The 23453-nt window shown below is 36.3% G+C and carries 21 protein-coding genes; 5 read left to right on the top strand and 16 right to left on the bottom strand.

All coding sequences use genetic code 11. The annotated features are described in order from the left end of the window. Nucleotides 1–3: 3 nt before the first annotated feature. Nucleotides 4–183, bottom strand: a complete 180-nt coding sequence (locus LB449_RS02225) for a hypothetical protein (RefSeq protein WP_224453442.1) — start codon at nt 181–183, stop codon at nt 4–6. Nucleotides 184–925: 742 nt separating this feature from the next. On the opposite strand from LB449_RS02225, the gene LB449_RS02220 reads away from it, so the two are divergent. Beyond that, a complete protein-coding gene (locus tag LB449_RS02220) occupies nt 926–1264 on the top strand; it encodes a single-stranded DNA-binding protein (RefSeq protein ID WP_224453441.1) in 339 nt (112 codons plus the stop codon). A gap of 98 nt (nt 1265–1362) precedes the next feature. Here the strand turns inward: LB449_RS02220 and LB449_RS02215 are convergent, their stop codons facing one another. From LB449_RS02215 to LB449_RS02175, 9 genes are all read right to left on the bottom strand, one after another. Continuing rightward, nucleotides 1363–2499, bottom strand: a complete 1137-nt coding sequence (locus LB449_RS02215; protein ID WP_224453440.1) for a hypothetical protein — start codon at nt 2497–2499, stop codon at nt 1363–1365. A 402-nt stretch (nt 2500–2901) separates the two neighbouring features. Then, complete coding sequence (locus LB449_RS02210; protein ID WP_224453439.1) at nt 2902–3840, bottom strand: 2-hydroxyacid dehydrogenase; 939 nt, start codon at nt 3838–3840, stop codon at nt 2902–2904. Nucleotides 3841–3879: 39 nt separating this feature from the next. Continuing rightward, the gene (locus LB449_RS02205) at nt 3880–4290 is read right to left on the bottom strand and encodes an acyl-CoA thioesterase (RefSeq protein ID WP_224453438.1); all 411 of its coding nucleotides are present in this window, start codon (nt 4288–4290) and stop codon (nt 3880–3882) included. A 3-nt stretch (nt 4291–4293) separates the two neighbouring features. Further along, complete coding sequence (gene mgtE / locus LB449_RS02200; protein ID WP_224453437.1) at nt 4294–5643, bottom strand: magnesium transporter; 1350 nt, start codon at nt 5641–5643, stop codon at nt 4294–4296. Further along, on the bottom strand, nt 5633–6499 hold the full coding sequence (rsmA, locus tag LB449_RS02195) for a 16S rRNA (adenine(1518)-N(6)/adenine(1519)-N(6))-dimethyltransferase RsmA (RefSeq protein ID WP_224453436.1): 867 nt from the start codon (nt 6497–6499) through the stop codon (nt 5633–5635). Before rsmA ends, mgtE begins: the two co-directional genes overlap by 11 nt. Continuing rightward, nucleotides 6489–6797, bottom strand: coding sequence for a DUF4286 family protein (locus LB449_RS02190; protein ID WP_224453435.1), 309 nt, complete (start codon nt 6795–6797; stop codon nt 6489–6491). Before LB449_RS02190 ends, rsmA begins: the two co-directional genes overlap by 11 nt. A 1-nt stretch (nt 6798) precedes the next feature. Next, nucleotides 6799–8616: a tetratricopeptide repeat protein gene (locus LB449_RS02185; protein WP_224453434.1), complete on the bottom strand. Its 1818-nt coding sequence runs from the start codon at nt 8614–8616 to the stop codon at nt 6799–6801. An 87-nt stretch (nt 8617–8703) separates the two neighbouring features. After that, a complete protein-coding gene (gene serS / locus LB449_RS02180) occupies nt 8704–9975 on the bottom strand; it encodes a serine--tRNA ligase (protein ID WP_224453433.1) in 1272 nt (423 codons plus the stop codon). 249 nt (nt 9976–10224) lie between these two features. Then, nucleotides 10225–11211: a Gfo/Idh/MocA family protein gene (locus LB449_RS02175; RefSeq protein ID WP_224453432.1), complete on the bottom strand. Its 987-nt coding sequence runs from the start codon at nt 11209–11211 to the stop codon at nt 10225–10227. Nucleotides 11212–11484: 273 nt separating this feature from the next. On the opposite strand from LB449_RS02175, the gene LB449_RS02170 reads away from it, so the two are divergent. Beyond that, nucleotides 11485–12201 carry a phenylalanine-4-hydroxylase gene (locus LB449_RS02170; RefSeq protein ID WP_224453431.1) on the top strand — a complete coding sequence of 239 codons (717 nt, stop codon included), beginning with the start codon at nt 11485–11487 and terminating at the stop codon, nt 12199–12201. Between the two features lie 282 nt (nt 12202–12483). Further along, on the top strand, nt 12484–13644 hold the full coding sequence (locus tag LB449_RS02165; RefSeq protein ID WP_224453430.1) for a serine hydrolase domain-containing protein: 1161 nt from the start codon (nt 12484–12486) through the stop codon (nt 13642–13644). Nucleotides 13645–13658: 14 nt separating this feature from the next. Here LB449_RS02165 and LB449_RS02160 read toward each other — a convergent pair whose 3' ends face one another. The 4 genes from LB449_RS02160 to LB449_RS02145 all read right to left on the bottom strand — a co-directional run bounded on the left by LB449_RS02160 (nt 13659) and on the right by LB449_RS02145 (nt 17983). Next, nucleotides 13659–14291 (bottom strand): hypothetical protein, encoded by a 633-nt coding sequence (locus LB449_RS02160; RefSeq protein WP_224453429.1) that lies wholly within the window; start codon nt 14289–14291, stop codon nt 13659–13661. 86 nt (nt 14292–14377) lie between these two features. Continuing rightward, entirely contained in the window at nt 14378–16864 is a 2487-nt protein-coding gene (locus LB449_RS02155) for a zinc-dependent metalloprotease (protein WP_224453428.1), read from the bottom strand. A gap of 146 nt (nt 16865–17010) precedes the next feature. Further along, nucleotides 17011–17424, bottom strand: a complete 414-nt coding sequence (locus LB449_RS02150; RefSeq protein ID WP_224453427.1) for a DUF6691 family protein — start codon at nt 17422–17424, stop codon at nt 17011–17013. 4 nt (nt 17425–17428) lie between these two features. After that, nucleotides 17429–17983, bottom strand: a complete 555-nt coding sequence (locus tag LB449_RS02145; RefSeq protein WP_224453426.1) for a YeeE/YedE family protein — start codon at nt 17981–17983, stop codon at nt 17429–17431. Nucleotides 17984–18158: 175 nt separating this feature from the next. Here LB449_RS02145 and LB449_RS02140 point away from each other — a divergent pair, with 175 nt between their 5' ends. Beyond that, complete coding sequence (locus LB449_RS02140) at nt 18159–18803, top strand: porin family protein (RefSeq protein WP_224453425.1); 645 nt, start codon at nt 18159–18161, stop codon at nt 18801–18803. Here the strand turns inward: LB449_RS02140 and LB449_RS02135 are convergent, their stop codons facing one another. Further along, nucleotides 18804–20240: a hypothetical protein gene (locus LB449_RS02135; RefSeq protein ID WP_224453424.1), complete on the bottom strand. Its 1437-nt coding sequence runs from the start codon at nt 20238–20240 to the stop codon at nt 18804–18806. It abuts the gene before it with no gap. Nucleotides 20241–20284: 44 nt separating this feature from the next. Here LB449_RS02135 and LB449_RS02130 point away from each other — a divergent pair, with 44 nt between their 5' ends. Next, nucleotides 20285–22108, top strand: coding sequence for a T9SS type A sorting domain-containing protein (locus LB449_RS02130; protein WP_224453423.1), 1824 nt, complete (start codon nt 20285–20287; stop codon nt 22106–22108). Here LB449_RS02130 and bioA read toward each other — a convergent pair. After that, complete coding sequence (gene bioA / locus LB449_RS02125; RefSeq protein WP_224453422.1) at nt 22098–23426, bottom strand: adenosylmethionine--8-amino-7-oxononanoate transaminase; 1329 nt, start codon at nt 23424–23426, stop codon at nt 22098–22100. The two genes, LB449_RS02130 and bioA, sit on opposite strands and share 11 nt — an antisense overlap. Between the last annotated feature and the right edge of the window lie 27 nt (nt 23427–23453).

Raw genomic sequence — 23453 nt, 5'->3', positions numbered from 1 at the left:
ATTTTAAAGATCACTATCATCAGGCGGAGTATTTGTAGCTCTATGAACTCTATTTTCTCCACCATTTCCAAAAATCTCTTCTGGAGTTTCTCCTTCGTATTGATCGTCGCTAAACGCTTCTGGTGAACATCCTGCAAAGAAAAATAAGCATACCATTGTGAAAATTCCGATAATCTTTTTCATAACTCTAAGTTTTAAAATTAATGTTTGTGTTTTTGTTTATACAAATGTAAGTCACTAAAAAACAATTGAATTACGGTTCGACCGTACTCTTGTTACGGTTAAACCGTACATTTTTAGTTATCAAAAAGCGATTTTCCAGGCTTAAGTCAGTGATCATAGGGTTTAAACTGGTTTTTACTCAGAATTAGGAACATCAATAAATTTTTTGTCGGTTCTTATTGGTAAAAATTACTTGCTTAATCGAAAAGCCTTTTGGGCGTTTATTTAAATAGGATTTTTTTTACCCAGTTTTGATTTGATACAGTTTTTATATCTACAAAAAATCCTGAAGCAAATCTGTCTGTTCATTGCAGCCAAACTCGTTCAGGACGACAAATGCGTCTTTTCGTTACAACAGTAGGAGGAATCTTTTGCTCTTCGACTGGAAATATTCTTTACTCCTCAGCATCAGTCTTATCCTTTAGATGACAAGAATTAAGAATTTAAAACTCTATTAGAACTTTGGTAATTGCCTTATAAAATTCTCTCCAAGGTTTTAAAGATCTAAATATTCAAATAAACTCAATCATCATCCGTTTATAAACGACTACAAACGTTTGTAAACGTAAGTAAAAGGAAGTAACTGGATAACAGACGACTAAAAGAAAACTCTCACCGCATCTTTGCCTTGTCGATCGGAAACACCGTCGGTATGACTTAGAGAGTCTGAGTCAGTTTTTAAAACCAATTAAATTTTATAGTTATGAGTACTTTAAAAAATTCAGTGCAGTTAATGGGCCACTTAGGCCAAGACCCGGAAGTCGTAAACCTAGAATCCGGAAAGAAATTAGTCAAATTCTCCATCGCGACTAACGAGTTTTACTTCGATAACAGTGGTGAAAAAGTTACCAACACCTACTGGCATAACATCATCGCCTGGGGCAAAACTGCCAGTTTTATTGAAACTTACGTAAAAAAAGGACAAGAAGTCTTAGTAAAAGGCAAACTCGCTCCACGCTCCTACGAAACCAAAGATGGAGAGAAGCGTTATATCACCGAGGTAAATTGTTCGGAGATTGTGCCGACATCTCAGAAGGCTTAAGCTTGGCTTTCTTTAACTAAAAACCCCTCCTTGCTAAATGCAAGGAGGGGTTTTTAGGTTACACTTAATTATTTATTGCATTGAAGTTAATTAGATTTTTATTGAGTTTCTATATCTAGAATATGCCAGTCTGAATTATTTAATAATTCTTGGTAAGAACAAATATTTTCTGGAGTAATTGAAGCTCCATTTACACTTAAAATTTGATCTCCTAAATCGTAATTTTGATTTTCAATTTGATCGAGCATTTGAATTACAACTAATTTTCCGTTTTCTACAGCAGATTTATTTAGATGGCCTTTAGAAACTTGAATAGGATTAAGTCGAGATTGGTTATAGTTTTTGTGATAAACCTTTTGATTTTTATAATCAATGATCCAATTGTAGTTTTTAATAAATTGTAAGCCTACATTATTGTATTTATTTTCTTTAATTCCAGAATTGGATATTACATAAGATGAAATTTGTTCATCTGCAAAGTTGATTTGATAATTCTGATAGTAATAGGTTGAGTTTTGCTTTTCAACTAAACTCAACCTATTGGATTTCACATTAAAATCATATTTTGCATCCTTGATTACTTCTGAATTTTGATTTACTATGATAGGATATAAAACATTTCCTGTATCGAAATGAAACCATTCACTTTTACCATTTACATTGAGTTTAATTTGGATTTGTATTAGATCAAAAAACTTAGATTCAATTTCAGTATAAGTTGTTGTTTTTAAGCTATCTAGTATAAACAGTTTCTTATGTTCAAAATTGAGATTTAAAATTTTATCCAAAAAATATTTACCATAAAAACCGCCCGTAACTTCCCGTTTTGAACAATCATTTAAGGCATAAAGATCAGGAAGAACAACAAATACGGTATTATTAGATTTAAAAAGGTCATTTTCAAAACTTAAAGGAGTTCGGTAAAAATCCAATTTATTACCAAAATAATTAACTTTACCAAAGTTAGATATCTTGTCAGGCTTTCTATTATTTAAGACTTTTTCATCATAAAGAAAAGGTATAGTAGATCCAGTGTCAAAAACAAGTGAGGTTTCATTATTGTTTATTAGAACTGGAAAAGTTAAACCGTTTTTATTAAGATTTAGGTTTAATGTATCGTCAACTTTTTCAAATTCTTCATCCACCATCATACTCACAAGACCACAGCCTTGTAGAGCGCTGATTATAAAAATAAATGAAAGTATTTTAATACTACAATAATAACTTGATTTCATCTCTTTTTACTAGTTTAAAATTAATAATTGATAACAGGATTTTACTAAACCTGATGCTATTTAAACCATCTAAAGGGTCATTAAGTGTTTCCAAACAGAAAAATAGGGGGGCAAGCTTCAATCTAATTGAGAATTTCCGTTTTTGAAATTTCTACAATAATCTCATCAGAAGTAATTTAATTCGATAAAAATATACTTTATATTTTTTAAGAAGTACGGTTCGACCCTACTCTTGTTACGTGAAAACCATAGTTCTTTACATAATTATTGCTAAAGCCTTAGTCACTAGACCGTAAATTGATTATTCTTTAATTGATGAAAAGACTTTACTCCTATTCTTTGGGGAGGTTGGGAGGGGATTTTTTATCCCCTTCCTCTTTTGGGGAAGGCTTAGGGATGGGATTAAAAATCCCTGTCAATCTTATCCACAATTGTCTGGGCGAGCTTCAGGTGACTTTCAAACGTCCAGCCAGCCACGTGGGGACTCAACAGGACATTATCGGCTTTCATTAAATATTGAAAGGCTTGGGGAAGTTGATGACTTGAGGTAAACATATCTTCAAAGGAGGATTTTTCATACTCCAACACATCTAAACCTGCGCCCAGCACTTTTCCGGATCGAAGTCCGTTGACCAAATCTTCGGTGACCACACTTTTACCTCTGGCGGTATTGATGATCCAAAAGGGGTTTTTCATTGAATTGATAAATTCAGCATTGATCATTCCTAAAGTCAAGTGAGTTTGTGGCGTATGCAAACTGATGACATCAGCTTTAACTTTTAACTCATCGAGACTCACTTGCCTCGCGTTTTGATCACCAACCTCATCTAAAATATCATAACACAATACCTCACAATCGAATCCGCTCAATTTTCTGGCAAAAGCTTTACCTGTATTGCCATAACCAATAATACCTACGGTTTTGCCTTCCAACTCATAACCGCGATTGGCTTCTCGTCGCCATTTTCCATTCACCACCTCATCGTGAGCAGTTTGCAATTTATTAAACAAGCTTAGTAACATTCCCAAAGCGTGTTCTGATACCGCATTGCGATTGCCTTCTGGAGCGTTGTAAAGTTTAACTCCCTTTTGCTCTGCATAGTCTACATCGATATTTTCTAGGCCAGCTCCTACTCTACCGATGAATTTTAAGTTTGTGGCTTTATCTAAAAAACTCTTATCTATTGAAAACCGACTGCGAATGATGATGCCATCAAACTCATGAATTTTAGCTTCCACCTCAGTTTTTGTACTCGTAAAATCTTCAGTGTTATCGAAACCCAATTTGGTCAATTCCTCTATCATCAGTGGATGATTACTGTCCAGATGTAATATTTTCATAGTCCTAAAGTTTAAGCTGAATATCGCTATAGTATTAATCTAAGCAGATTCAAATTCAAAATAAGGTTTTAAAACCTCTGAGGTAATAAGTGTTAGTTTTTTGGTTTGGCTGTCTATAAGACACCAGTTGGTTTTGGCTTCAACAATGGTTTTGCCATCGCTTTTACGAAGGATGTGTACGTGGCGTTCTGTCTTGACTTTGGAGTACTTTCCTATCCAGGTTTTCAAAATTAATTCGTCGCCGAGGAAGGCTTGACGTTTGTACTGAATATAATGATCGACTACAAACCAGGCATATTTTTTTCTTATTTCAGCAGACGTTGTGGCGATCCAATGCGATTCTGAAATTTCTAAAATCCACTTGATGTATTCTAAATTATTGACATGGTTTTGATTATCCAGATGTTCTTTTTTGACAACTAAATCTTTCTGAAATGGAATCGGGGTCATCTGCTAGAAATTCAGAATTAATTTGGCAATATAAAAATAGGCTAAAATTCCTATGATATCATTACTTGTCGTAATAAACGGACCCGTGGCAATGGCTGGGTCGATGCCTCTGTTGTTCAAAATAATAGGAACGAAAGTACCAATCAAAGCTGCCATAATAATCACCGAAAGTATAGAGACAGCAATAGTGATACTCACCAGAAATGCCATGGACGTGACAGCTCCAAAACCAATGACCAATAAACCCAAAGCAGTTCCGTTAATAATGCTAAGTGTTACTTCTTTGAGCAATCGCTTGGCTAAACTGTCCCTAACGGTATCGTTGGCCAGACCTTGTACAATAATCGCTGAAGATTGAACCCCAACGTTTCCGGCCATGGCGGCAATCAATGGGGTAAAAAAGAAAAGGATTTCATAATTCTCCAAAGCGGAGTCGAAACCCTGCATGACATAAACGGCTCCCAAACCTCCAAAAAGACCTAAAATAAGCCACGGCAATCTCGCTCTGGTCAATTGCCAGATGGTAGAATCGGCTTCTACATCTTCGGAAATACCAGCCGCCATTTGGTAATCCTTTTCGGCTTCTTCTTTGATGAAATCGATAATATCATCTACTGTAATTCTTCCTACCAATCTTCCAAATTCATCCACAACGGGAATCGCTTCTAGGTCGTATTTTTGCATGACCCGAGCCACTTCGTCTCCAGGCGTATGCACATCAACATAATCTACATTGGTTATATAAACATCAGCTATCTCTGCTTTGCTTGGCGCTGTGATCAGATCTTTGAGCGAGAGTCTGCCTTTTAGTTTTCCTTTGTTATCTACCACGTATATGGAATGCACGCGGGTCACATTTTCAGCCTGATTCCTCATTTCGGTCATACAACCGGTCACACTCCAGTTTTCGTTGACTTTTATCAACTCTTTTGCCATCAATCCCCCTGCAGAATCTTCATCGTACTTAAGTAATTCAACGATATTTTCGGCGTGTTCCTTATCCTTGATGTTAGAAATGACCTGAGACTTGATATCTTCTGACAATTCTGAAACGATATCTGCCGCATCATCGGTGTCCATTTCTTCAATTTCCTCAGCAATTTCCTTGGCATTGAGGTTTCGGAGAATTTTTTCCCGATCGTCTTCACCCATTTCCATCAAAACCTCAGAAGTTTGATCGCTACCAAGAAGCTTGATAATGTAGGTGGCATCATCCAGACTTAATTCGTCAAGAACCTCTGCAATATCAGCGTGGTGATATTCTTCTAGATGTGATTCTAACTCATAGTCATTTTTTTCTTCAATGAGAGTTTCTATCTTCTCAATTAATTCTTTGGTGAGTTCAAATGCCATCTTCGCTTATTTTAATTGTCAACTCAATAAATTGCTCCACGCTCAGTTGTTCTGGGCGTTGAGCAAAGATAGCGTCTTCTCTTAATTCTGGCGATAAGTTGAATTTTTTTAAACTATTACGAAGCGTTTTTCTTCGCTGCTGAAAAGCGGTTTTCACCACATCTCTTAGTTTTTTTTCTTCGCAAGGCAACTCATAATTTTCTTTTCGTTGTAATCTTAACACACCACTATTGATTTTGGGTGGCGGATCGAAAGCCTCTGGCGGAACGGTAAACAAATATTCAGCAGTGTAGTAGGCCTGAGTCAATACCGATAAAATACCATAGGTTTTGCTGCCTTCTTTAGCACAAATACGCTCTGCCACTTCTTTTTGAAACATGCCAGAAAATTCTGGGATTTGTTCTTTGTATTCCAAAGCTTTAAAAACGATTTGAGTCGAAATATTATAAGGGAAGTTACCAATAATAGCAAATTGCTCATCTCCAAAATACTCAGATAAATCAACTTTAAGAAAGTCGGCCTCTTCAACTTTCAAGGCTTTAGGATTTCCCTCAATTCCGTGCTCCCTTTTGAAGGTGGAATTAAGATAAGCAATAGATTCTCTATCAAGATCCATAGCGATAAATCTATCGTACTTCTCAAGCAGATATTTGGTGAGAACTCCCATCCCTGGCCCTATTTCCAATAGGTTTTGGTAATTATCTTTTTGAAGAGTTTCAGCAATGCGCTTGGACACCTCTTCGTCGTTTAAAAAATGTTGGCCCAAATGCTTCTTGGCTTTCACCTCACGAATACCTTGCTCAAAATTGGCTTTGAAAACTTCGTCGTCTATAGTTGGTCGCTCTTTATTGCTCATGTACAATTTCCATTTCGGTTCTAAAACTTACAAATTGGCCTTCAAAAAGTTTGGTTTGCTTTTTCAGCTCTTCAGCATTTTCCTCAAAGTAACGCTCCAACGTGACTTTATTCTGAATTTTATACTGAACAGAATAAGTGATTCCACCCATAGATTCTACCACGTCCACTCGACTCATGGTTGCGCCTTCAAATTTTCCAGTTTGTAACATCGCAGGAATATGGATGTTTTTCATCCATTCTACCCATTCGTCGTGGACATTTACTTCAATATTGGTCGTTACATTATAAATAAACATATTATTGAATTTGATCTCCTCTCAGCTTTCTGAAGCGTTGTCTGGCTTCTACAAAATAAATGCTATCAGGATGATTAAAAATTAAAGTTTCGAAATATTTTTTGGCTTTTTCAGGCTCATTCAGTTGATCCGAAAAAAGTTTTCCAAGGATAAAGTTGGCATTATCAGCTAAGATCTTATCGCCATGCTCATCTACGATTTGCTGCAAAAATGGAATAGCTTTTTCAATTCTGTTATTGGCTAAATGTAAATTGGCAATCCTAAACAACGCCTCATCAACAATTGAAGGTGATTTGTAATTAACAAGGACGTTTTCTAAAATGTCCAGAGCCTTATCTGGTTGATTCTGAAACTGAAGCAAGTCTGCTTTTGCCACCAACTTTAGATCAGTTCTTGTAGTGTCTTCCTGGCTGTTGTCTTTAATTAACAAAGAAAGTTCCAAAGCATCGTTGGAAGTAAGCTGTGAAGCAGAAGTCTTCAAAACTTTTAGCTGAGTCAACGCCCAGTCAAAATCTCCTGTATAGTAGCTGGTTTTGGCCACTTTAAATTTGGCTTCTCGCGCAATATCACTATTAGGAATTAGTTTTTCAACCTGTGTGTAAAGCAATAAGGCCTGATTGAATTTGGATTGTTGCACGTTTAAGTCCGCCTCCAATAATTTCAATTCTGCAGCTTGTTGCTGATATAAATCTTGTGAATTAATAAGTTCAATTTGATCCAGAGCTTTTTCAACATCATTTTTTTGATAAGCGATAAATTCAGCCAGGTCTTTTTGGACCAAAAAGCTATCCTTATTTCTTCCGATTTTGGCAAGAAAGTTTTCATAAGCCGATTCGATTCCAGCATAATCTTCAGGCTGAGCCAGTGCTCTTTTGACGAGAAGTAATTGTCTTTCTGCTGAAAGTAAATCGCGTTTGCTTGCTGCGTTTTCGACAGCAAACTCGAGCATCTCTCTAGCACTAGACAAGTCATCATTTTCTTTAGAAATCAAAGCTAAATCTATAAATCTGTCTAAAGATTTGGACTGTGATCGTTGATAGAGCGCTTTCTCCTGTACAAAAGCTTTGGAATAGTCTTCCTGCTGAACAAACAACCAGCTCAACATCTGATTATAGATGACATTTGGTTCTTTCTGGTTGCGCTGAAGCAAAACCTGTCTTAAAGCTTGATTAGCTTCATTATCTGAGTCTTCAGTGATGTATTGCGAGAAATTTCGATTCAAAATTTGAAAATAACTAGGGTTTTCAAAAATTAGATCCATGTAGTTTTTAAACATTGCTTTAAACTCACTTTGCTCACCATAAATTCTTGCAAGCTCAATAGTGTTATTACTGCGCGGTTCGATACGTTGAGCAGTTTCATAAGTTTCAACCGCAAGATTCAGCAAGCCGTATTTTTGAAATACATTACCAACAGAATAGGCAAAACCTGGTCTGGCTTCGACCTGAGAAATCGCTTTTTGGTAATATTGATTGGCTGTGATTGAATCCTTTTGCTTTTGATATAAGTAACCAAGCTCTATCTGGATGTTTGGATATTCTCCAATTTCAGTTAAATAATTTTTTAATGTGGATTCAGCTTCTTCTACCTTGTCAAGTGCCTGCAGGGTCTCCACATAACCAAGTAACCAATTCTGATGACTTGGATTATTTTTGTGAAGTTTAGCGTAAACCGCTTCGGCTTTCTCATACTCGCCTTGATCGAAATAATTCTCTGCTAGCTCTGCACTTTGGCTGTAGCCAAAAAAAGTGAAGACGAGTAGTGACAAAAATGTCAAAATTGATTTCAGTGTTAAAGATCCAGGAAATACTAAACGCATGCTCAAATTTACCGAAATATTTTTCGGCGCTCTACTATTTGAGAAATAATTGTAAATTCTAGCTTAGAAATTACTCAAATTCAAGTCCTAAGAAATAATATCAAAACCAGTGTAAGATCTTAGAACTTCAGGAATAACAATTCCTTCATCAGTTTGGTAATTTTCCAGAATACCCGCCAAAACTCTAGGTAATGCAAGTGAACTTCCATTCAAAGTATGCACCAAAGCTTTATTTTTATGGGAATCTTTGTAACGAATTTTCAATCGGTTAGCTTGAAAAGTTTCAAAGTTGGACACCGATGAAATCTCCAGCCAGCGATCCTGAGCGGTAGAAAATAATTCAAAATCGAAAGTCAATGCTGACGTAAACCCAAGATCTCCTCCGCAAAGTCTCAACACCCTGTAAGGCAATTTCAAATCTCTCAAAATCAATTTGACGTGCTCCACCATCTTATCCAAAACTTTATATGAGTCTTCGGGCTTCACAATATTCACTAATTCTACTTTATCAAATTGGTGTAAGCGGTTGAGACCGCGAACATGAGCCCCGTAGCTTCCCGCTTCTCTTCTGAAGCAAGGTGTATAACCTGTTAACTGAATTGGTAATTGATTTTCAGTTAACAAATCGTCTCTGTAAATGTTGGTAATTGGCACCTCAGCAGTAGGAATCAAATACAAATCATCATTCCCCACATGGTACATTTGACCTTCTTTATCTGGTAATTGTCCGGTTCCAAAACCAGAAGCTTCATTAACCAAAAGTGGCACCTGCACTTCAGTGTAACCGGCTTCAACGTTTTTATCCAGAAAATAAGCAATCAAAGCCCTTTGCAATCTGGCACCTTTGCCTTTGTATACAGGGAATCCAGCACCGGTAATTTTATTGCCCAATTCAAAATCTATGATATCGTACTTTTTGGCCAACTCCCAGTGTGGAAGCGCATTCTTTGCCAACACAGGAATATCGCCTTCTTTAAAAATCTCTTCGTTGTCCTCTTCGCTTTTTCCAGCGGGAACAGAGGGATGCGGAATATTTGGAACCTGGTATAATAAAGCCTGCAATTCGGTCCCGACCTGACTCATCGTTTCTCCAAGACGTTTTGAATCTTCCTTGAGCCCAGCTGTTTTTTCTTTCAGAGCGTTGGCCTTTTCTTTTTCACCAGACTTAAAAAGCATTCCAATCTCTTTGGAAAGATTGTTGGATTCTGAAAGTATTTCGTCCAGTTGTTTCTGAGTTTCCCGACGCTTTTTATCTAATTTTAAGATAGATTCAAAAACAGCTTCAGCCTCAAAATTTCTTTTTTTGAGAGCCTGAGTATATTCTTCCTGATGTGCCCGAATGTGCTTAATTTCCAACATAAGTCTTTGGTATTGTAATTTTCAGCAAATTTAGCAAATCCAACTGCTTGCGCAATTTTAAAATTGAATAATTAGTTAAGGCTTTAGGTTATAGAAATTGGGTTTTAGGTTTTCAAACGTCAAGACTAATAATCAATTATAAATTATGAGATTTAAATTTTTAATTGAATTGGCCACCTCATGGTTCCAATATTAACTGTCATTTTTTTTACTTTGATATTATACTTCCAATATCACACCTTTAATATTCTATTTTAAATCTTCAGAATACACCAAACCGAATTGTTCTCTTATTTTATCCAAAGTTTCTGTTAGCACCAAAGACGACTGAAGGGACCAGTCTGGGCTTTGGGTTAGTTTTCTTTCTAAACAATCCTGCACGTGTTCAATTTCAAATTGATAGCCGTGGGTTGGATAATGAAAATCAATATGGTCTACACCAGAGTTGGTTTCAATTTTAAGCTGATCGGTTTGATGGAAACTTGGGCCTAATTCTACTGTAGCGTTTTCAAAATAAACCTTGGCTTTGCAAGGTGTATTCTTAGCAAAACTAGAAGACAGTTTTGCTGTTGCTACAGAAGCATATTTAAAATTGATTTGATTGGAAATATCCACACCTGTAGAGGAAAATTCGCAACTTGCTTCTATTTCCTGAGGGGGACCAAGAAGTTTTAAGGCCAGATACACCGGATAAATCCCAATATCCAATAAAGCACCTCCACCTAAACCTTTATTGAAAAGTCGTTTTTCAGTATCAAATTCAGCTTCAAAGGAAAAATCAGCTTCCACTTTCAGGCATTTGCCGTAAGTTTTATGCTGATTGAGTTGATTAACTTTCTGGAGATGTGGCATAAAATTGGTCCAAAGTCCTTCCATCAAAAACAAAGACTTTTCTTTTGAAGTCCGTATCATGGTCTTCAGTTGCCTTGCATTAATCGCCATTGGTTTTTCACATAACACGGCTTTCCCGTGCTCGAGACACATCATGGTATTTTCATAATGAAACACATGCGGTGTGGCGATATAAATGATATCCACCTTAGGATCTTTAGCAAGAGTTTCATAAGCACCGTAAGCCTTCTCCACTACAAATTCTGATGCAAAATTCTGAGCTTTTTTTATACTTCTTGATGCTACTGCATAAAGCTGAGCGCTCTCAACATCACGTAAGTCTGAAGCAAATTTGTGAGCGATTCCTCCTAAGCCTATTATTCCCCAGTTATGAGTTTTTTTCATATTCCAATAATTTTTAATGAATTTGATATTACTAATATTTTTTGAGAAGTGACCAATTGAAGTATGTTTTAGTTTAACACTTGTTGATTTGTATATTTTGAGATATTATCTAATTTTGATCAATGCTTAACACAAAAACATATTATTACTATTATCGACTTCTTAACAACAGAATCGGTTAATGGTACATTCAAAATAATAAACCTAAATCAATCCCGATTCACAATTGAATCGGGATTTTTATTTTTTTTTTAAACAACTCTTATGCAAAACATGTCTAAGTACACTAATGAAGACTTATGGGTTTGGAAAACGCTCTTCAATAGACAAAAAGAAAATATTTCTGGCAAAGCTTCTCAGGAATATATAGATGCTTTGGAACATATGTCCCCAGTTTTAAATGCAAATGAAATCCCAAGTTTTGAAAAGATTAATACTTGGTTTGAGACTGAGACCAAGTGGGAATTAAAGGTGGTTCCTGGTCTTATTCCTGTAGAAGATTTTTTTCAATTACTTGCCGAACGCAAATTTTGTTCTTCAACCTGGCTGCGTTCCAAAGATAGCTTGGACTACCTGGAAGAGCCAGACATGTTTCACGATATTTTTGGCCATGTCCCTTTATTAAGTAATCCCATTTTTTCTGAATTTGTTTACGAATTTGGAAAGCTGGGTTGTCAATTTCTCGATGATCCAGAAAAACTTCTTCAACTACAGAGGCTGTACTGGTTTACTATTGAATTTGGCGTCATACAAGAACAAGGGAAAATACAATCTTATGGTGCTGGTATTTTATCATCTTATGGTGAAACCAATCAAATTCATGAGCAAAAGGCTAACTTTTTGGAGTATTCTATTGAGGCCATCATTCAAAAAGTGTTTAGAACAGATATTATGCAGGAAGATTATTACATCATTTCCTCTTTTAAAGAACTTTTCAATTCGCTGAAAAATCTATCTAGGGTATGGAATAGTGAATTGAGCAAAGTTTAATTCAGCCATTTTTAATAACTACGATAGGAAATTGAACTAATCTTGAAGTTTTTTCATTTTTACTCTTAACTTTCACTAAATGATAAAGTCTAGTTATAGTGTGCAGGATAGTCAGGCTGTTAGAGTTTATTTAGTTAAAATTGTTTGAGCATAAATTTTTGAGCAATATTTTATAATATATTGCATTAAAAGTGAAACTTAGAGTGCTACATGAAATTCAATTCAAAATTTTTTTTCAGACTTATTTTGTTTGCCACAGTGGCTCTCATCATATCTTATACAATGTTTCAAAATTTTGCATTTAGCAATTTTGAAACCTATCCCTTAGATACTTCAGAAGTTATCGAACCAAAGCCTAAGGCTTCAGTTCCAGATTACACTTCATTATATGCTGACGAAATTGAAATTTTGCAGGAGCAAATTCAGAATAAAGCCAAACGCTACAGAATAAATGGATCTGTATTGGTAGCCTATAAAGATCAAATTTTATTTGAGGGAGATTTTGGATATAAGGATCCAGCAAAGAAAACTCCGATGGAAACAGGTTTATCCTATCAATTAGCTTCAGTAAGCAAGCAGTTTACCGCAGCGGCTGTTCTAAAATTACATGAACGAAAATTAATTGATATAGATCATTCTGTATCTAATTATTTACCAGGTTTCAAATTTGAAAATGTTACTATAAAAGATTTATTAAAACACAGATCTGGGTTGTGGAATTATATGTATTTGACTGAACAATACTGGAAAAAAGACATTGCACCAGATAATCTGGAAGTTGTCGATTTGCTCAACACCTATGCTCCGAGACTTAACTTTCCAGCGGGCAGATACTTTAGCTATAGCAATACAGGGTATGTGGTTTTGGGTGCAATTGTAGAACAAGTAAGTCGACTTTCTTTGGGAGAATTTATTCAGGAAGAGTTTCTTTTGCCACTTTGTCTCGACGAAACCTTTGTTGAAAAAACAGAATTGAACGAACAAAGTATTCTAAAAGGTTATCAATCCTATCGACGTTCTTTTATTCAGCTTCCTGCAGGTTTTCATAATAACGCCATAGGAGATAAAGGAATTTATGCTTCTGCAAAAGATTTACATGTCTGGTTTCGTGATCTTAAAAATGGCAAAATTTTGGAACAGAAAAATGTTGACTTGATGTTCGGCAGAGATGATGACCGAAAAAATAAACGCTACGGAATGGGCTTTAGGCTTGAACATAAAAATGGTGAAGAGGTAATTTTCCACAATGGATTGTGGGATGGATTTAGAAATGGATTAGAATACCATCCAAAAGATGATCTTGTGGTCATCGTGATGACTCATACTCAAAATAAACAAAAACATTATTTCCAAAACTATCTAGTCAAAAAGGCAAAAGACTTTATCCACTCTGCCGAGCAGCGAACTGAGGTTAAGGATAATCAAAAAGAATTGATCCTTTAAAATTTAGCCTTGCCTTATTTTTCAATTTTATAATTCTCCCACCCCCAAGATCGCTTCGGAAGATCAATTGGTGACTCCAAATCAAAACCTATAGAAAATTTAATTGGTGAACCAATTCGCCTTAAGTTATAAGTAAATTGTTCATCGTCGACGGTAATCCACCATAAGTTAGTGGCCGTTCCCGGCAATAAATCTACGGTCTCTTGGTCCGCCGGAAACATAGCTAAATCATCCGAGCCACTATTTGGTGTGACTCCACCATACATAGTAACTTCATCTTCGCTTCCATCTTCTTTACGGTGATCGTGTTTAAGCTGTATTCCACTTTTAGTTTTGGACAAAATCCAAGTTCTTGAACGATTTTCTCCTACATTGAAAGGAATATAGATTTTATTTTCCTCCACATCCAATACATGCATCACTAAGTTTTTCTCTCTAAAATCGTCTCCCTCTGGAGCTTCCAGAACTTTGCCTTGAAAAGCTTTTCCTTTCAATTTAGAAAGCCTGTTCCAAAACTCTTGATTGATAATTTCTTCTGAATTTGCCTCTGCCAAAACTTCGGTTTTAGTGTCGTTGGCTTTGGGCTCAGAAGAATCTTGACAAGCGATTATACCAGTTACCAATAAGACGAAAAATAAGTATTTCATGATGATTTGTTTTTTTGAGTTAAAGATATGAAACAAAAAAAAGCCACTTTATAAAAGTGGCTTTTAAAACTTGAATTAAAGATTAATTAAGCATCTGGATTGAGAATTTTCTCAATTCGCTCAACTCCATCTTGCAGATGATATCTTGTCATTGTATCTCTAGTTCTACTGATTGCTCTTCTCATGTCACTTTGCAAAGTAGTTAACTCAGCTCTTACAAGTGGTCTGATATCACTAGTCTCCACGTCGATATTACTTCGGCTGACAAAACTTCTGAATCGTGCAGGAATGCTAGTTTGCTCTTCTGTCATGAGCTCATGCATTCTTCCAATATAAGCTCTCTGAAGGTTTCTACGAATTCTACTGATGTCTTCACCACGTCTTAATTCACTGAAAAGACCAGTTCTCAAATCTTCCATCATTTCAACAATGTTGTACGCATCATCGTTTAACTCTTCATTTTCCATCATTCTTGCGAAACGGCCGAAGTCTAGAACATCATTTAAAGCTCTTTCTTGATAGCTTTTGATTTTTTCAAGATAGCCGTCAAATTGAATTTTGTTGAAGATGTCTGTATCAATTAACCATTCTGGAGTTTCAAACAATTCTGCTTGAAGAAATTCCATAGCTCTTACTTGCTTATCTCTAGGTGCGTGTGAATAAACATCCCCCTCTTGATCGTAAGTTTTATAGATTTCGTAAACACCACCGATATTAGCGGCAACATGGCCCATATAACGGTTGTACTGTCCATAAACTTGGTTGTATAGGTCTTCTAAGTCATCGTAGTTTTTACCATCTTCTGCAGTCCATTCGATTAAGTTTGGAACAATTCTTTTAAGATTTTCAATACCATAAGTGCTGGCTTGCATAGAATCATCCCCAAGATCTTCAGTTTGCGAACTTGGATCGATCACACCTCCAGATTGTTGTTTTCCAAATCTATAGATAGGATCTCCTGCTTTTTCTAAGATCCACTGGTTGAGAACTTCTTTTTCCTCTTCTGGTGTTTTGTCCAAAATAGGTCTGTACCCCCAAGCAATTGAATACTTATCGTAAGGTCCAACGTTTGGCATTAAGGACACATCTCCATCACCTGGTTGAGCGATATAATTGAATCTTGCATAATCCATAATGGAAGGAGCTGTACCAAATTCTTTAGTGAATTCTGGACTTCTTAAGTCCTCAACACCGTAAGCTACACTACTTCCCATGTTGTGTGGAAGTCCAAGCGTGTGTCCAACTTCGTGAGACGATACAAAACGAATTAAACGTCCCATCACCTCATCTTTAAACTCAACACCTCTAGCCTCTGGGTTAATTGCTGCAGTTTGCACAAAGAACCAGTTGCGAAGTAAAGTCATCACATTGTGATACCAATTGATATCAGACTCCAAGATTTCTCCAGATCTTGGATCACTCACGTGAGGTCCATTCGCATTTGGTATTGGAGACGCTAGATATCTTACTACAGAATACCTGACATCTTCAGGACTCCAATCTGGATCTTCTTCTTTTGTAGGAGGATCCATAGCAATGATAGCATTTTTAAAACCAGCAGCTTCAAAGGCTACTTGCCAATCTTCTATCCCTTGTTTAATATATTTTCTCCATTTTTCTGGAGTCGCTCTGTCTATGTAATAAATGATCTGTTCTTTAGGTTCCACTAACTCGCCATTTTTGAACTTCTCAAGATCTTCATCTTTCACCTCAAGGCGGTAACGGTCTAAATACTCAACTGTTTCAGACTTTTGATTATCTAAACCATAATCTGTTTGGTTACTTGTAAACCAACCCACACGTTGGTCGAAGTAACGTCGTCTCATAGGTTCTTTTGGCAATAAGACCATTGAGTTACTAAATTTCAATGAGACTGAACCCGTACTAGAATTGGAAGGTGGCTCACCTGCATTGTAAGTTTTGACGTGTCTGATCTCTATGTTTTCAGGATAACTTCTTATGGTGTCTATATAAGACCGATTGTCATCTAATCTGGAAATTTTATAAGGTTTTCTTCGTCTACTTTGCAAGCCAAGAGCTTCAACATCCTTCTGAAATAAATCCGTAACATCTATAACTGTGTTATTGTGGATAGAATCTTTTTTGTAAGCTTTTACATCAAACGAATATAAAATGGGTTCAAAATTGGAATTTACTACCGCTTCATAAATAGGTAACGAGTCTGCCGCTGCAATATCGTAGGAAACAACTCTAAGATTAACTTTGTCTCCTTTACGTTGCCAGCGCAATACTTGTTCGTTTTGCTTTCCTCCACCAAAGCCAATGCCTTGAGCAGTTTGAGCAATACGAGTTACCATTAACATCTCTCTATTGAAAAGCGAGTCTGGGATTTCAAAAAAGTAATCTTGGTCTACCTTGTGAACAGTAAACAATCCTTCGTCGGATTTTGCCTTTTTCGTGATAATTTTGCCGTAAGGTTTTACACCATTTTTGGGCTTCTCCTTAGATTGGGCAGCGGATTTATCATCTTTTTTACCCTGAAGGATAGAACACGATGACATCGAAACTACCATTCCTGCTACACACGTGTAGTAAAGTAATTTTTTGAACATAGTTGCTTTAGTATTAAGTCAGTATAACTGAACTATTCAGCTTTATTATTTAATAGGACTTACTAAATTAGAAAAAGTTTAAACCTTGTCCAAAAAAAAAACTTCGTTAAGAAACGAAGCTTTTTTTTAGTAAATAGTTTTTACGATTAGTGTGGAAGTTTGTTTCTGATAAGTCCATAGATAAATGTACCTAGAATTGCACCAAAAATCACTATCAGAATAGATCCGTAACCCGCTCCTGCGAGAACATACATAGGGCCAGGACAGGCACCGGCAAGCGCCCAACCCAATCCGAATAAGATTCCACCAAATAAATAACGTGGTATACTCATGGCTTTAGGGCTTAGTTGCATGTCTTGCCCTCCTAAAGCTTTAATGTTTCTACGTTTTATAATCTGAGTCCCAATTACTCCTATTGCCAAAGCAGAGCCTATAATACCATACATATGGAAAGACCCAAATTCGAACATTTCATAAATTCTAAACCAAGACGCTGCTTCAGATTTGTACATGACGATACCAAAAAAGGTACCTATAATTAAGTAAACTAAGGTTTTCATACGCTTAAAAAATTAAGGGATAAATAAAATTAATCATGATCAATCCTCCTATAAAAAATCCAATTACTGCAATTAATGAAGGAAGTTGCAAATTGCTTAAACCGGAAATAGCATGCCCGGAAGTACATCCCCCAGCATACCGAGATCCAAAACCGACTAGAAATCCTCCTATGAGTAAAACAGCAAGAATTTTAGGATCGCTCAAACTCTCAGTGCCAAAAATCTCTATGGGCAAGTACGCCTTTCCAGCACTGTTAATTCCATAGGATTCCAGTGTAGTAACGACATCGGGATTGATATCGACTGTATGATCGGACAAGTAATTAGCTGATAAAAACCCTCCAATGATAGCCCCTAAAACCACAATGAGATTCCAGCGTTCTTTTTTCCAATCAAAATCAAAAAAATCTGATGCTTTACCAGCTCCTCCTATAGAACAGGCGGTTCTTAAATTGGAAGACATCCCAAATTGCTTACCTACAAATAGCAAAGCAAACATAACTAAAGCAATAAGAGGCCCAGAAACATACCAAGGCCAAGGATTCATAATCCATTCCATAATTAAACATTTTATGCAAATTAAAGCTATAAATAGGCGTTCTACTGTAACATAGGTTACTCATTATTCAAATCGAGTTCTTGTAACTTACAATAAAACCCAGCAAGGTTAAAATTGAATTAACGAAGATTTACAAACCCTTAAAAAAGTCTAATTTTATGTAAAATTTATTATTATGAAACTTACATCGTTAGCCATTATATCCTTGTTATTTGTCTCTATGACTACAAATGCTCAACAAGAGTATTTTGAATACGGATTTAAAGGAGGTGTCAATTTATCCAGTATCTCTGGGGATGGGGATAAAGTTTCAAACTACGATACAAAAGCTTCTATGAATATAGGAGGATATGGTTTATATAAAATCTTACCTAAGCTGGGTATACAAGCTGAGCTGCTCTATTCTGAGCAAGGGTTTTCAGAAAGGTTTAATTCTGAAAATGTAAATATTGATGAGATTAAAAGTCTCACCAGAATGCAATATATTAATTTACCTGTTTTAGTAAGTTATAACCTTATTGAACAACTTTGGATAGAAGGTGGTGTGCAAGTTGGTTATTTGGTAGATGCTGAGGAGGAAAGAGAGGAAAGATCTATAAATAATGAGTCTGGCCAGTTAGATAGTGCAACTAAAACGATAGACCAAACTAGCAGGTACGAGGGATTGGAACTGGGTTTATTAGGTGGGCTGCGCTACAAACTCAGTCAAAATTTTATGATACAAGCCCGCTACGAAAAAAGCATAAACGACATCGACAAAGAACTTGCAGGTGACCAGTTCAATGAAGTTTGGAGCTTTTCTATAGGTTTTTTGTTTTAGTTAATTGACATTTAAATTTTGAGAAAAAATAACCAAAGTTCCAGATCCTGTTCCAGATAACTTTTGACCCCAAATTTCGATGAAATCATCAGGTTCAAGTACAACTGTACCTGATAGGGAAACGCTTGAAACGCTTGTTGTATTTTCAACATAGAAAATAGCATTGGTTCTGTTTAAGGTTTCCGTCCCATTTCTTCTTATAAAAAAAGAATAAAAAGCTCCTTGGGAATTTGTTCCTCTTACTGATAAAGAAGCATTAACTGAAAAAGCTCCGGCCTCTTTTCCATTATATACCAGTCTATTATTAGCGGTAATTGATGAAAATCTTAATAAATTGATGGCAAAGTTGTTCTCAGCATTTCCTCCAGTTAATTTAAATGGAATAGTTATGCTAGTAGGCGATGTGATACCATAACCTTGATTTAATGTTCCATCGTAATAAACATTACCCGTAGCGATATCATCGTACTCGTCCTGTATTCCTGGAGCTTGAACAAACCACTCTTTAGCAAAATTAAGATTGGTTTGAGCAGTTGTATACCTGTTTATCATAGACTCTGAGCTTCCTGAGAAAACTGTCCCAGAAATTACTCCAACTCCAACTGCTGGATTTGCTGAAACGTCTATCGCCGTTGAAGTACCATTCGCTGTAGAAAAACCACTCCCTTTTTGAATCAAGTCAAAGTTTCCAACAAATTTCTCAAAAGTACCGCTATTACTGGCTTGCCAGGCTTGATTATTTAATAATAAGTTAGTGATATTTGTATAAACAATACCATTTGAGTTGGATAAATACTGGACATTGCTAAAAAAAACAAATCCTACATCACTCACACTACCCACATTTCCCATACCCGAAATAATGGTATTTTGAACGAGTAAGGAGGTACCACTTGTAATGGAAAAGGCATTACCTCCCCCAGCAATAGTTATATTTCTTATACTACCACCAGTACCCTCAAAAACATTTCCTGAAGATTTTAATAAAACGTCTTCAGAGGCATCTAATCCAGAAATATAAGCGCCATTGAGTTCTATTGGTGTATTAAGAGAAACGATTCCATTAATTTCATAATAAGTATTCTCGTCTAAAGTTATTTTCCCTCCAGAAGGATCTGGAAAATCAGCTTGGGATTTTACTAAGACAAGATTAACACGGTTCAATCGTGATGAGCTTAAACTTTCCCAACTCGAATCATCCAAATTATAGAAATAATAAGATTGTAAATCTGTATCAAAAACAGTTAACCCATTAGCTGGGTCAACTATAGAAGTTCTTTGTGAGGTACTCATCCTTGGAAGGAGGACACCTTGCTCGGTGGATTCTACTTCCAAAATAGACGAAGTCTGCGGATCTTCTGTTCCAATACCTACTTGAGCATAATGGATTTGAAATACAAAAAGAGCAATCAAAAATAACTTTTGGCTTTTTTTCATAATTATATTATAATTTATTGTTGCAAATTTAGTAATTTTGCTTAATGAAAAAAGCACTTTTGATTATTATTTTAATTGTCTTCTCACAAAGTTTAATGAGCCAAGTTTATGTGGGTGAATCTACTTTAGTGGTTTTAGAGAATTCTGTCAATTTATCGATTGGTGGCGATCTTCGCCATGAAGGACGTTTTTTGGGAAATGGACAACTTAAGTTAATAGGAGATCAAGCACAATCGATTTCAGGAGAAGGTCTCATCGAACATTTCAATATTGATAAAGGTTCTGGACAAGTTGAAGTAACAAATGGGAACCAAGATGTCTTTAGAACCTTTGAAATACATGGAGGGGCTTTTTCTCCAAACGGCCGTTTGACTTTAAAAAGCAACGACACGCTAACCGCCCAGATGGGAATAAATACAGGCGGAAGCATAACTGGAGACTTTATAATTGAACATTTTATTCCTAAATCCAACAGAGCCTTTAGGTACTTCTCTTCCCCTGTTTCTACCTCAGGTCCAATTTTAGATAATCTCCAAGAAGGTCAACACAATACTGGAACCAATTATCCTACAGATAATATAGATACCATAGCAGGTTTCGGAACGCACATTACGGGTTCAAAGTCTGGAAATAATGGGTTCGATGCAACACTTTCCGGAAACTCCTCTCTTTATAGTTGGGATGAAGGCCCACAGTCATGGTCTGCTTTTGCTAATACAGATATCGAAAAATTCGATAAAGGCGAGAGTTTTACTTTATTGATAAGAGGAGATAGATCTACTACCTTAAATTCCAACACAGCAATTGGTCCAGAAACAACCTTAAGATTAACAGGAAATCCTGCTATTTTAGGCTTTACAAAACAGGTCAATTTGATAACAGATAATAGTTTTATTTTGCTGAGTAATCCCTACCATAGTAGTATTGATGCTAATTCTATCATGAATAATAATCCCAATCTCAATGAAAGTTTTATTTACGTTTACGACCCTACACTAAATACTCGTGGAGGTTATGCAACTGTCGAATTACCTGCGGGGACTAATGCTCAAGGTTCTGATGCTAATCAATTTATACAGCCTTGGCAAGCTGTTTTCGTTGAAGCAAAAAATACTGGGGCAACCTCGATTTCTATCAACTACACTGAAAATTACAAGGATATTTCTCAACTTCAGCCTTCAAGTTTCAACCAAGAATCGAGAATCGATGTGTTGTTGCAGTCCAATAATAAAACCATTGATGCTACCAGTCTTAAGCTAAAAGCAGGAGCAAATTCAGAAGTTGATCTAAAGGACGCTAAAAAATTTCAGAATTACGATGAGAGTTTATCTATCTATGCACAGGGTAGATATTTGAGTATTGAAGAACGAGGATTCCCAGAAGAAATAGATACTATAATGCTGAGTTTGAAAAACAAAAGAAAAGGCGCTTACCAATTTAAAGTAAACCCCTCAAATGTGTCTGAAACAGATATGGTTTTAAAAGACTTTTATTTGGATCTTGAATATCCGATAAATGAAGGTGAATTCACAGTAGATTACCAGGTTGCTGAAGGAGAACCAGACCTTAGATATGGTTTCATTATAGAGTCGAACTCGTTATCTAACGAGGACACAATCCCTCAAAACTTTAAGGTTTATCCCAATCCTGTAAATGATAAGTTTAATATTCAAGTCTTATCTAGCTCGAGCGAAAGTTATAGCTTCAGTATTTATTCGCTATTAGGACAAAAAGTAGATGCTGGTCAATTTAAAAGTAACACGTCTCCTTTTAGTTATGATGCTAATTCACTCTCTACAGGGGTCTATTTAGTGACTATTATAGGCGAAAACAACCAAAAAGAAACCTTCAAACTCATCAAACTTTAAGAGCTCTTTCTTCTAAAATACTGAGGTAATCTTCAATCACCGCATAAATTTTGGTTAGTTGTGCTTCTGTAATCACATATGGAGGTAAAATATAAATCGTCTTTCCTAGAGGTCTTAGGAATATTCCTTTACTCATAAAATAGCTAAACATCTCATCTCTCGCATTTCCATAGCGTTCCATTTCTACATTAAGGTCCAAGGCCAGAATTACTCCTATTTGTCGAACCTCGCGTATTAGTTCATGCTTGCGCATCTTATCGGCAAACATCTGGTTAAGACTCATTATAGTTTTGATCGCTTCTTGAATTTCTTGAGATTGTAGCAATTCCAAACCAGCAATAGCAGCTGCACATGCGAGTGGATTTCCTGTGTAGGTATGACCATGAAAAAGTCCTTTAGAAACTTCATCGGCGTAAAACGCTTTGTAAATCTTTTTAGTACAACTCGTGATGCCCATACCAACCATTCCAGCAGATAAGGCTTTACTCAAACACATCACGTCTGGCTTTTCCGATAAATAGTCTGACGCAAAGTTTTTACCCGTTTTTCCAAATCCAGTCATCACCTCATCGGCGATACAAATCACATCGTTGGCTTTGCACAACTTAAGCACTTCATTGAGACCATTGAGGTCATAAGTTTGCATCGCTGCAGCTCCCTGCACCAAAGGCTCGTAGATAAATCCTGCAATGGCATGCTCTTTCAGGATGGATTTCAATTGAGTGATGACCTCTGCATTATTTTTACCATTGGGTTTTGGAATTCTCCTCACTTCAATAAAATGATCCTCAAAAGCACCATTGTAAACCGATAAACCTGACACCGACATAGCTCCAAAGGTATCGCCATGAAAACCATCTTCCAGGGCCAGCATCACCTTCTTATTATTTCCAAGATTATGATGATACTGCAACGCCATTTTTATACCGATCTCGGTCGCCGTTGAACCATTGTCGTTGAAGAATAATTTTGCCTGGTTTTTAGGTAAAATCTCCATTAGTTTTTCAGACAACTCGACTGCAGGTTCATGCGTAAATCCACTGAAAACTATTTGATCCAAAGTTTCCATTTGTGCTTTCACTTTCTTTACGATGTGTGGATGACAGTGACCATACATGCTGGTGTACCAGGAAGCTATGGCATCAATATATGTTTTTCCGGATTCATCCTTCAGCAAGGCTCCTTTTGCAGACTTGATAGCTAATAATTCTGAATTAAGTTTATGCTGAGTAAGCGGATGCCAAATGTATTTTTGATCACGTTTGGAAATTGAGGGTGTTGTAAAAGGAATAGAGATATGTTTGCCAAAAAGTTTCATGATCTTGGATTTGTTACAAAGTTAAGC

Source organism: Psychroflexus lacisalsi (genome assembly GCF_020164495.1).
Taxonomy (GTDB): Bacteria; Bacteroidota; Bacteroidia; order Flavobacteriales; family Flavobacteriaceae; genus Psychroflexus; species Psychroflexus lacisalsi.
This window is presented reverse-complemented; position numbering and strand designations above follow the sequence as displayed.

Coding starts and splice junctions, on each gene's coding strand:
- LB449_RS02225 (WP_224453442.1), bottom strand. CDS start 183: ATGAAAAAGATTATCGGAATTTTCACAATGGTATGCTTATTTTTCTTT.
- LB449_RS02220 (WP_224453441.1), top strand. CDS start 926: ATGAGTACTTTAAAAAATTCAGTGCAGTTAATGGGCCACTTAGGCCAA.
- LB449_RS02215 (WP_224453440.1), bottom strand. CDS start 2,499: ATGAAATCAAGTTATTATTGTAGTATTAAAATACTTTCATTTATTTTT.
- LB449_RS02210 (WP_224453439.1), bottom strand. CDS start 3,840: ATGAAAATATTACATCTGGACAGTAATCATCCACTGATGATAGAGGAA.
- LB449_RS02205 (WP_224453438.1), bottom strand. CDS start 4,290: ATGACCCCGATTCCATTTCAGAAAGATTTAGTTGTCAAAAAAGAACAT.
- mgtE (WP_224453437.1), bottom strand. CDS start 5,643: ATGGCATTTGAACTCACCAAAGAATTAATTGAGAAGATAGAAACTCTC.
- rsmA (WP_224453436.1), bottom strand. CDS start 6,499: ATGAGCAATAAAGAGCGACCAACTATAGACGACGAAGTTTTCAAAGCC.
- LB449_RS02190 (WP_224453435.1), bottom strand. CDS start 6,797: ATGTTTATTTATAATGTAACGACCAATATTGAAGTAAATGTCCACGAC.
- LB449_RS02185 (WP_224453434.1), bottom strand. CDS start 8,616: ATGCGTTTAGTATTTCCTGGATCTTTAACACTGAAATCAATTTTGACA.
- serS (WP_224453433.1), bottom strand. CDS start 9,975: ATGTTGGAAATTAAGCACATTCGGGCACATCAGGAAGAATATACTCAG.
- LB449_RS02175 (WP_224453432.1), bottom strand. CDS start 11,211: ATGAAAAAAACTCATAACTGGGGAATAATAGGCTTAGGAGGAATCGCT.
- LB449_RS02170 (WP_224453431.1), top strand. CDS start 11,485: ATGTCTAAGTACACTAATGAAGACTTATGGGTTTGGAAAACGCTCTTC.
- LB449_RS02165 (WP_224453430.1), top strand. CDS start 12,484: ATGTTTCAAAATTTTGCATTTAGCAATTTTGAAACCTATCCCTTAGAT.
- LB449_RS02160 (WP_224453429.1), bottom strand. CDS start 14,291: ATGAAATACTTATTTTTCGTCTTATTGGTAACTGGTATAATCGCTTGT.
- LB449_RS02155 (WP_224453428.1), bottom strand. CDS start 16,864: ATGTTCAAAAAATTACTTTACTACACGTGTGTAGCAGGAATGGTAGTT.
- LB449_RS02150 (WP_224453427.1), bottom strand. CDS start 17,424: ATGAAAACCTTAGTTTACTTAATTATAGGTACCTTTTTTGGTATCGTC.
- LB449_RS02145 (WP_224453426.1), bottom strand. CDS start 17,983: ATGGAATGGATTATGAATCCTTGGCCTTGGTATGTTTCTGGGCCTCTT.
- LB449_RS02140 (WP_224453425.1), top strand. CDS start 18,159: ATGAAACTTACATCGTTAGCCATTATATCCTTGTTATTTGTCTCTATG.
- LB449_RS02135 (WP_224453424.1), bottom strand. CDS start 20,240: ATGAAAAAAAGCCAAAAGTTATTTTTGATTGCTCTTTTTGTATTTCAA.
- LB449_RS02130 (WP_224453423.1), top strand. CDS start 20,285: ATGAAAAAAGCACTTTTGATTATTATTTTAATTGTCTTCTCACAAAGT.
- bioA (WP_224453422.1), bottom strand. CDS start 23,426: ATGAAACTTTTTGGCAAACATATCTCTATTCCTTTTACAACACCCTCA.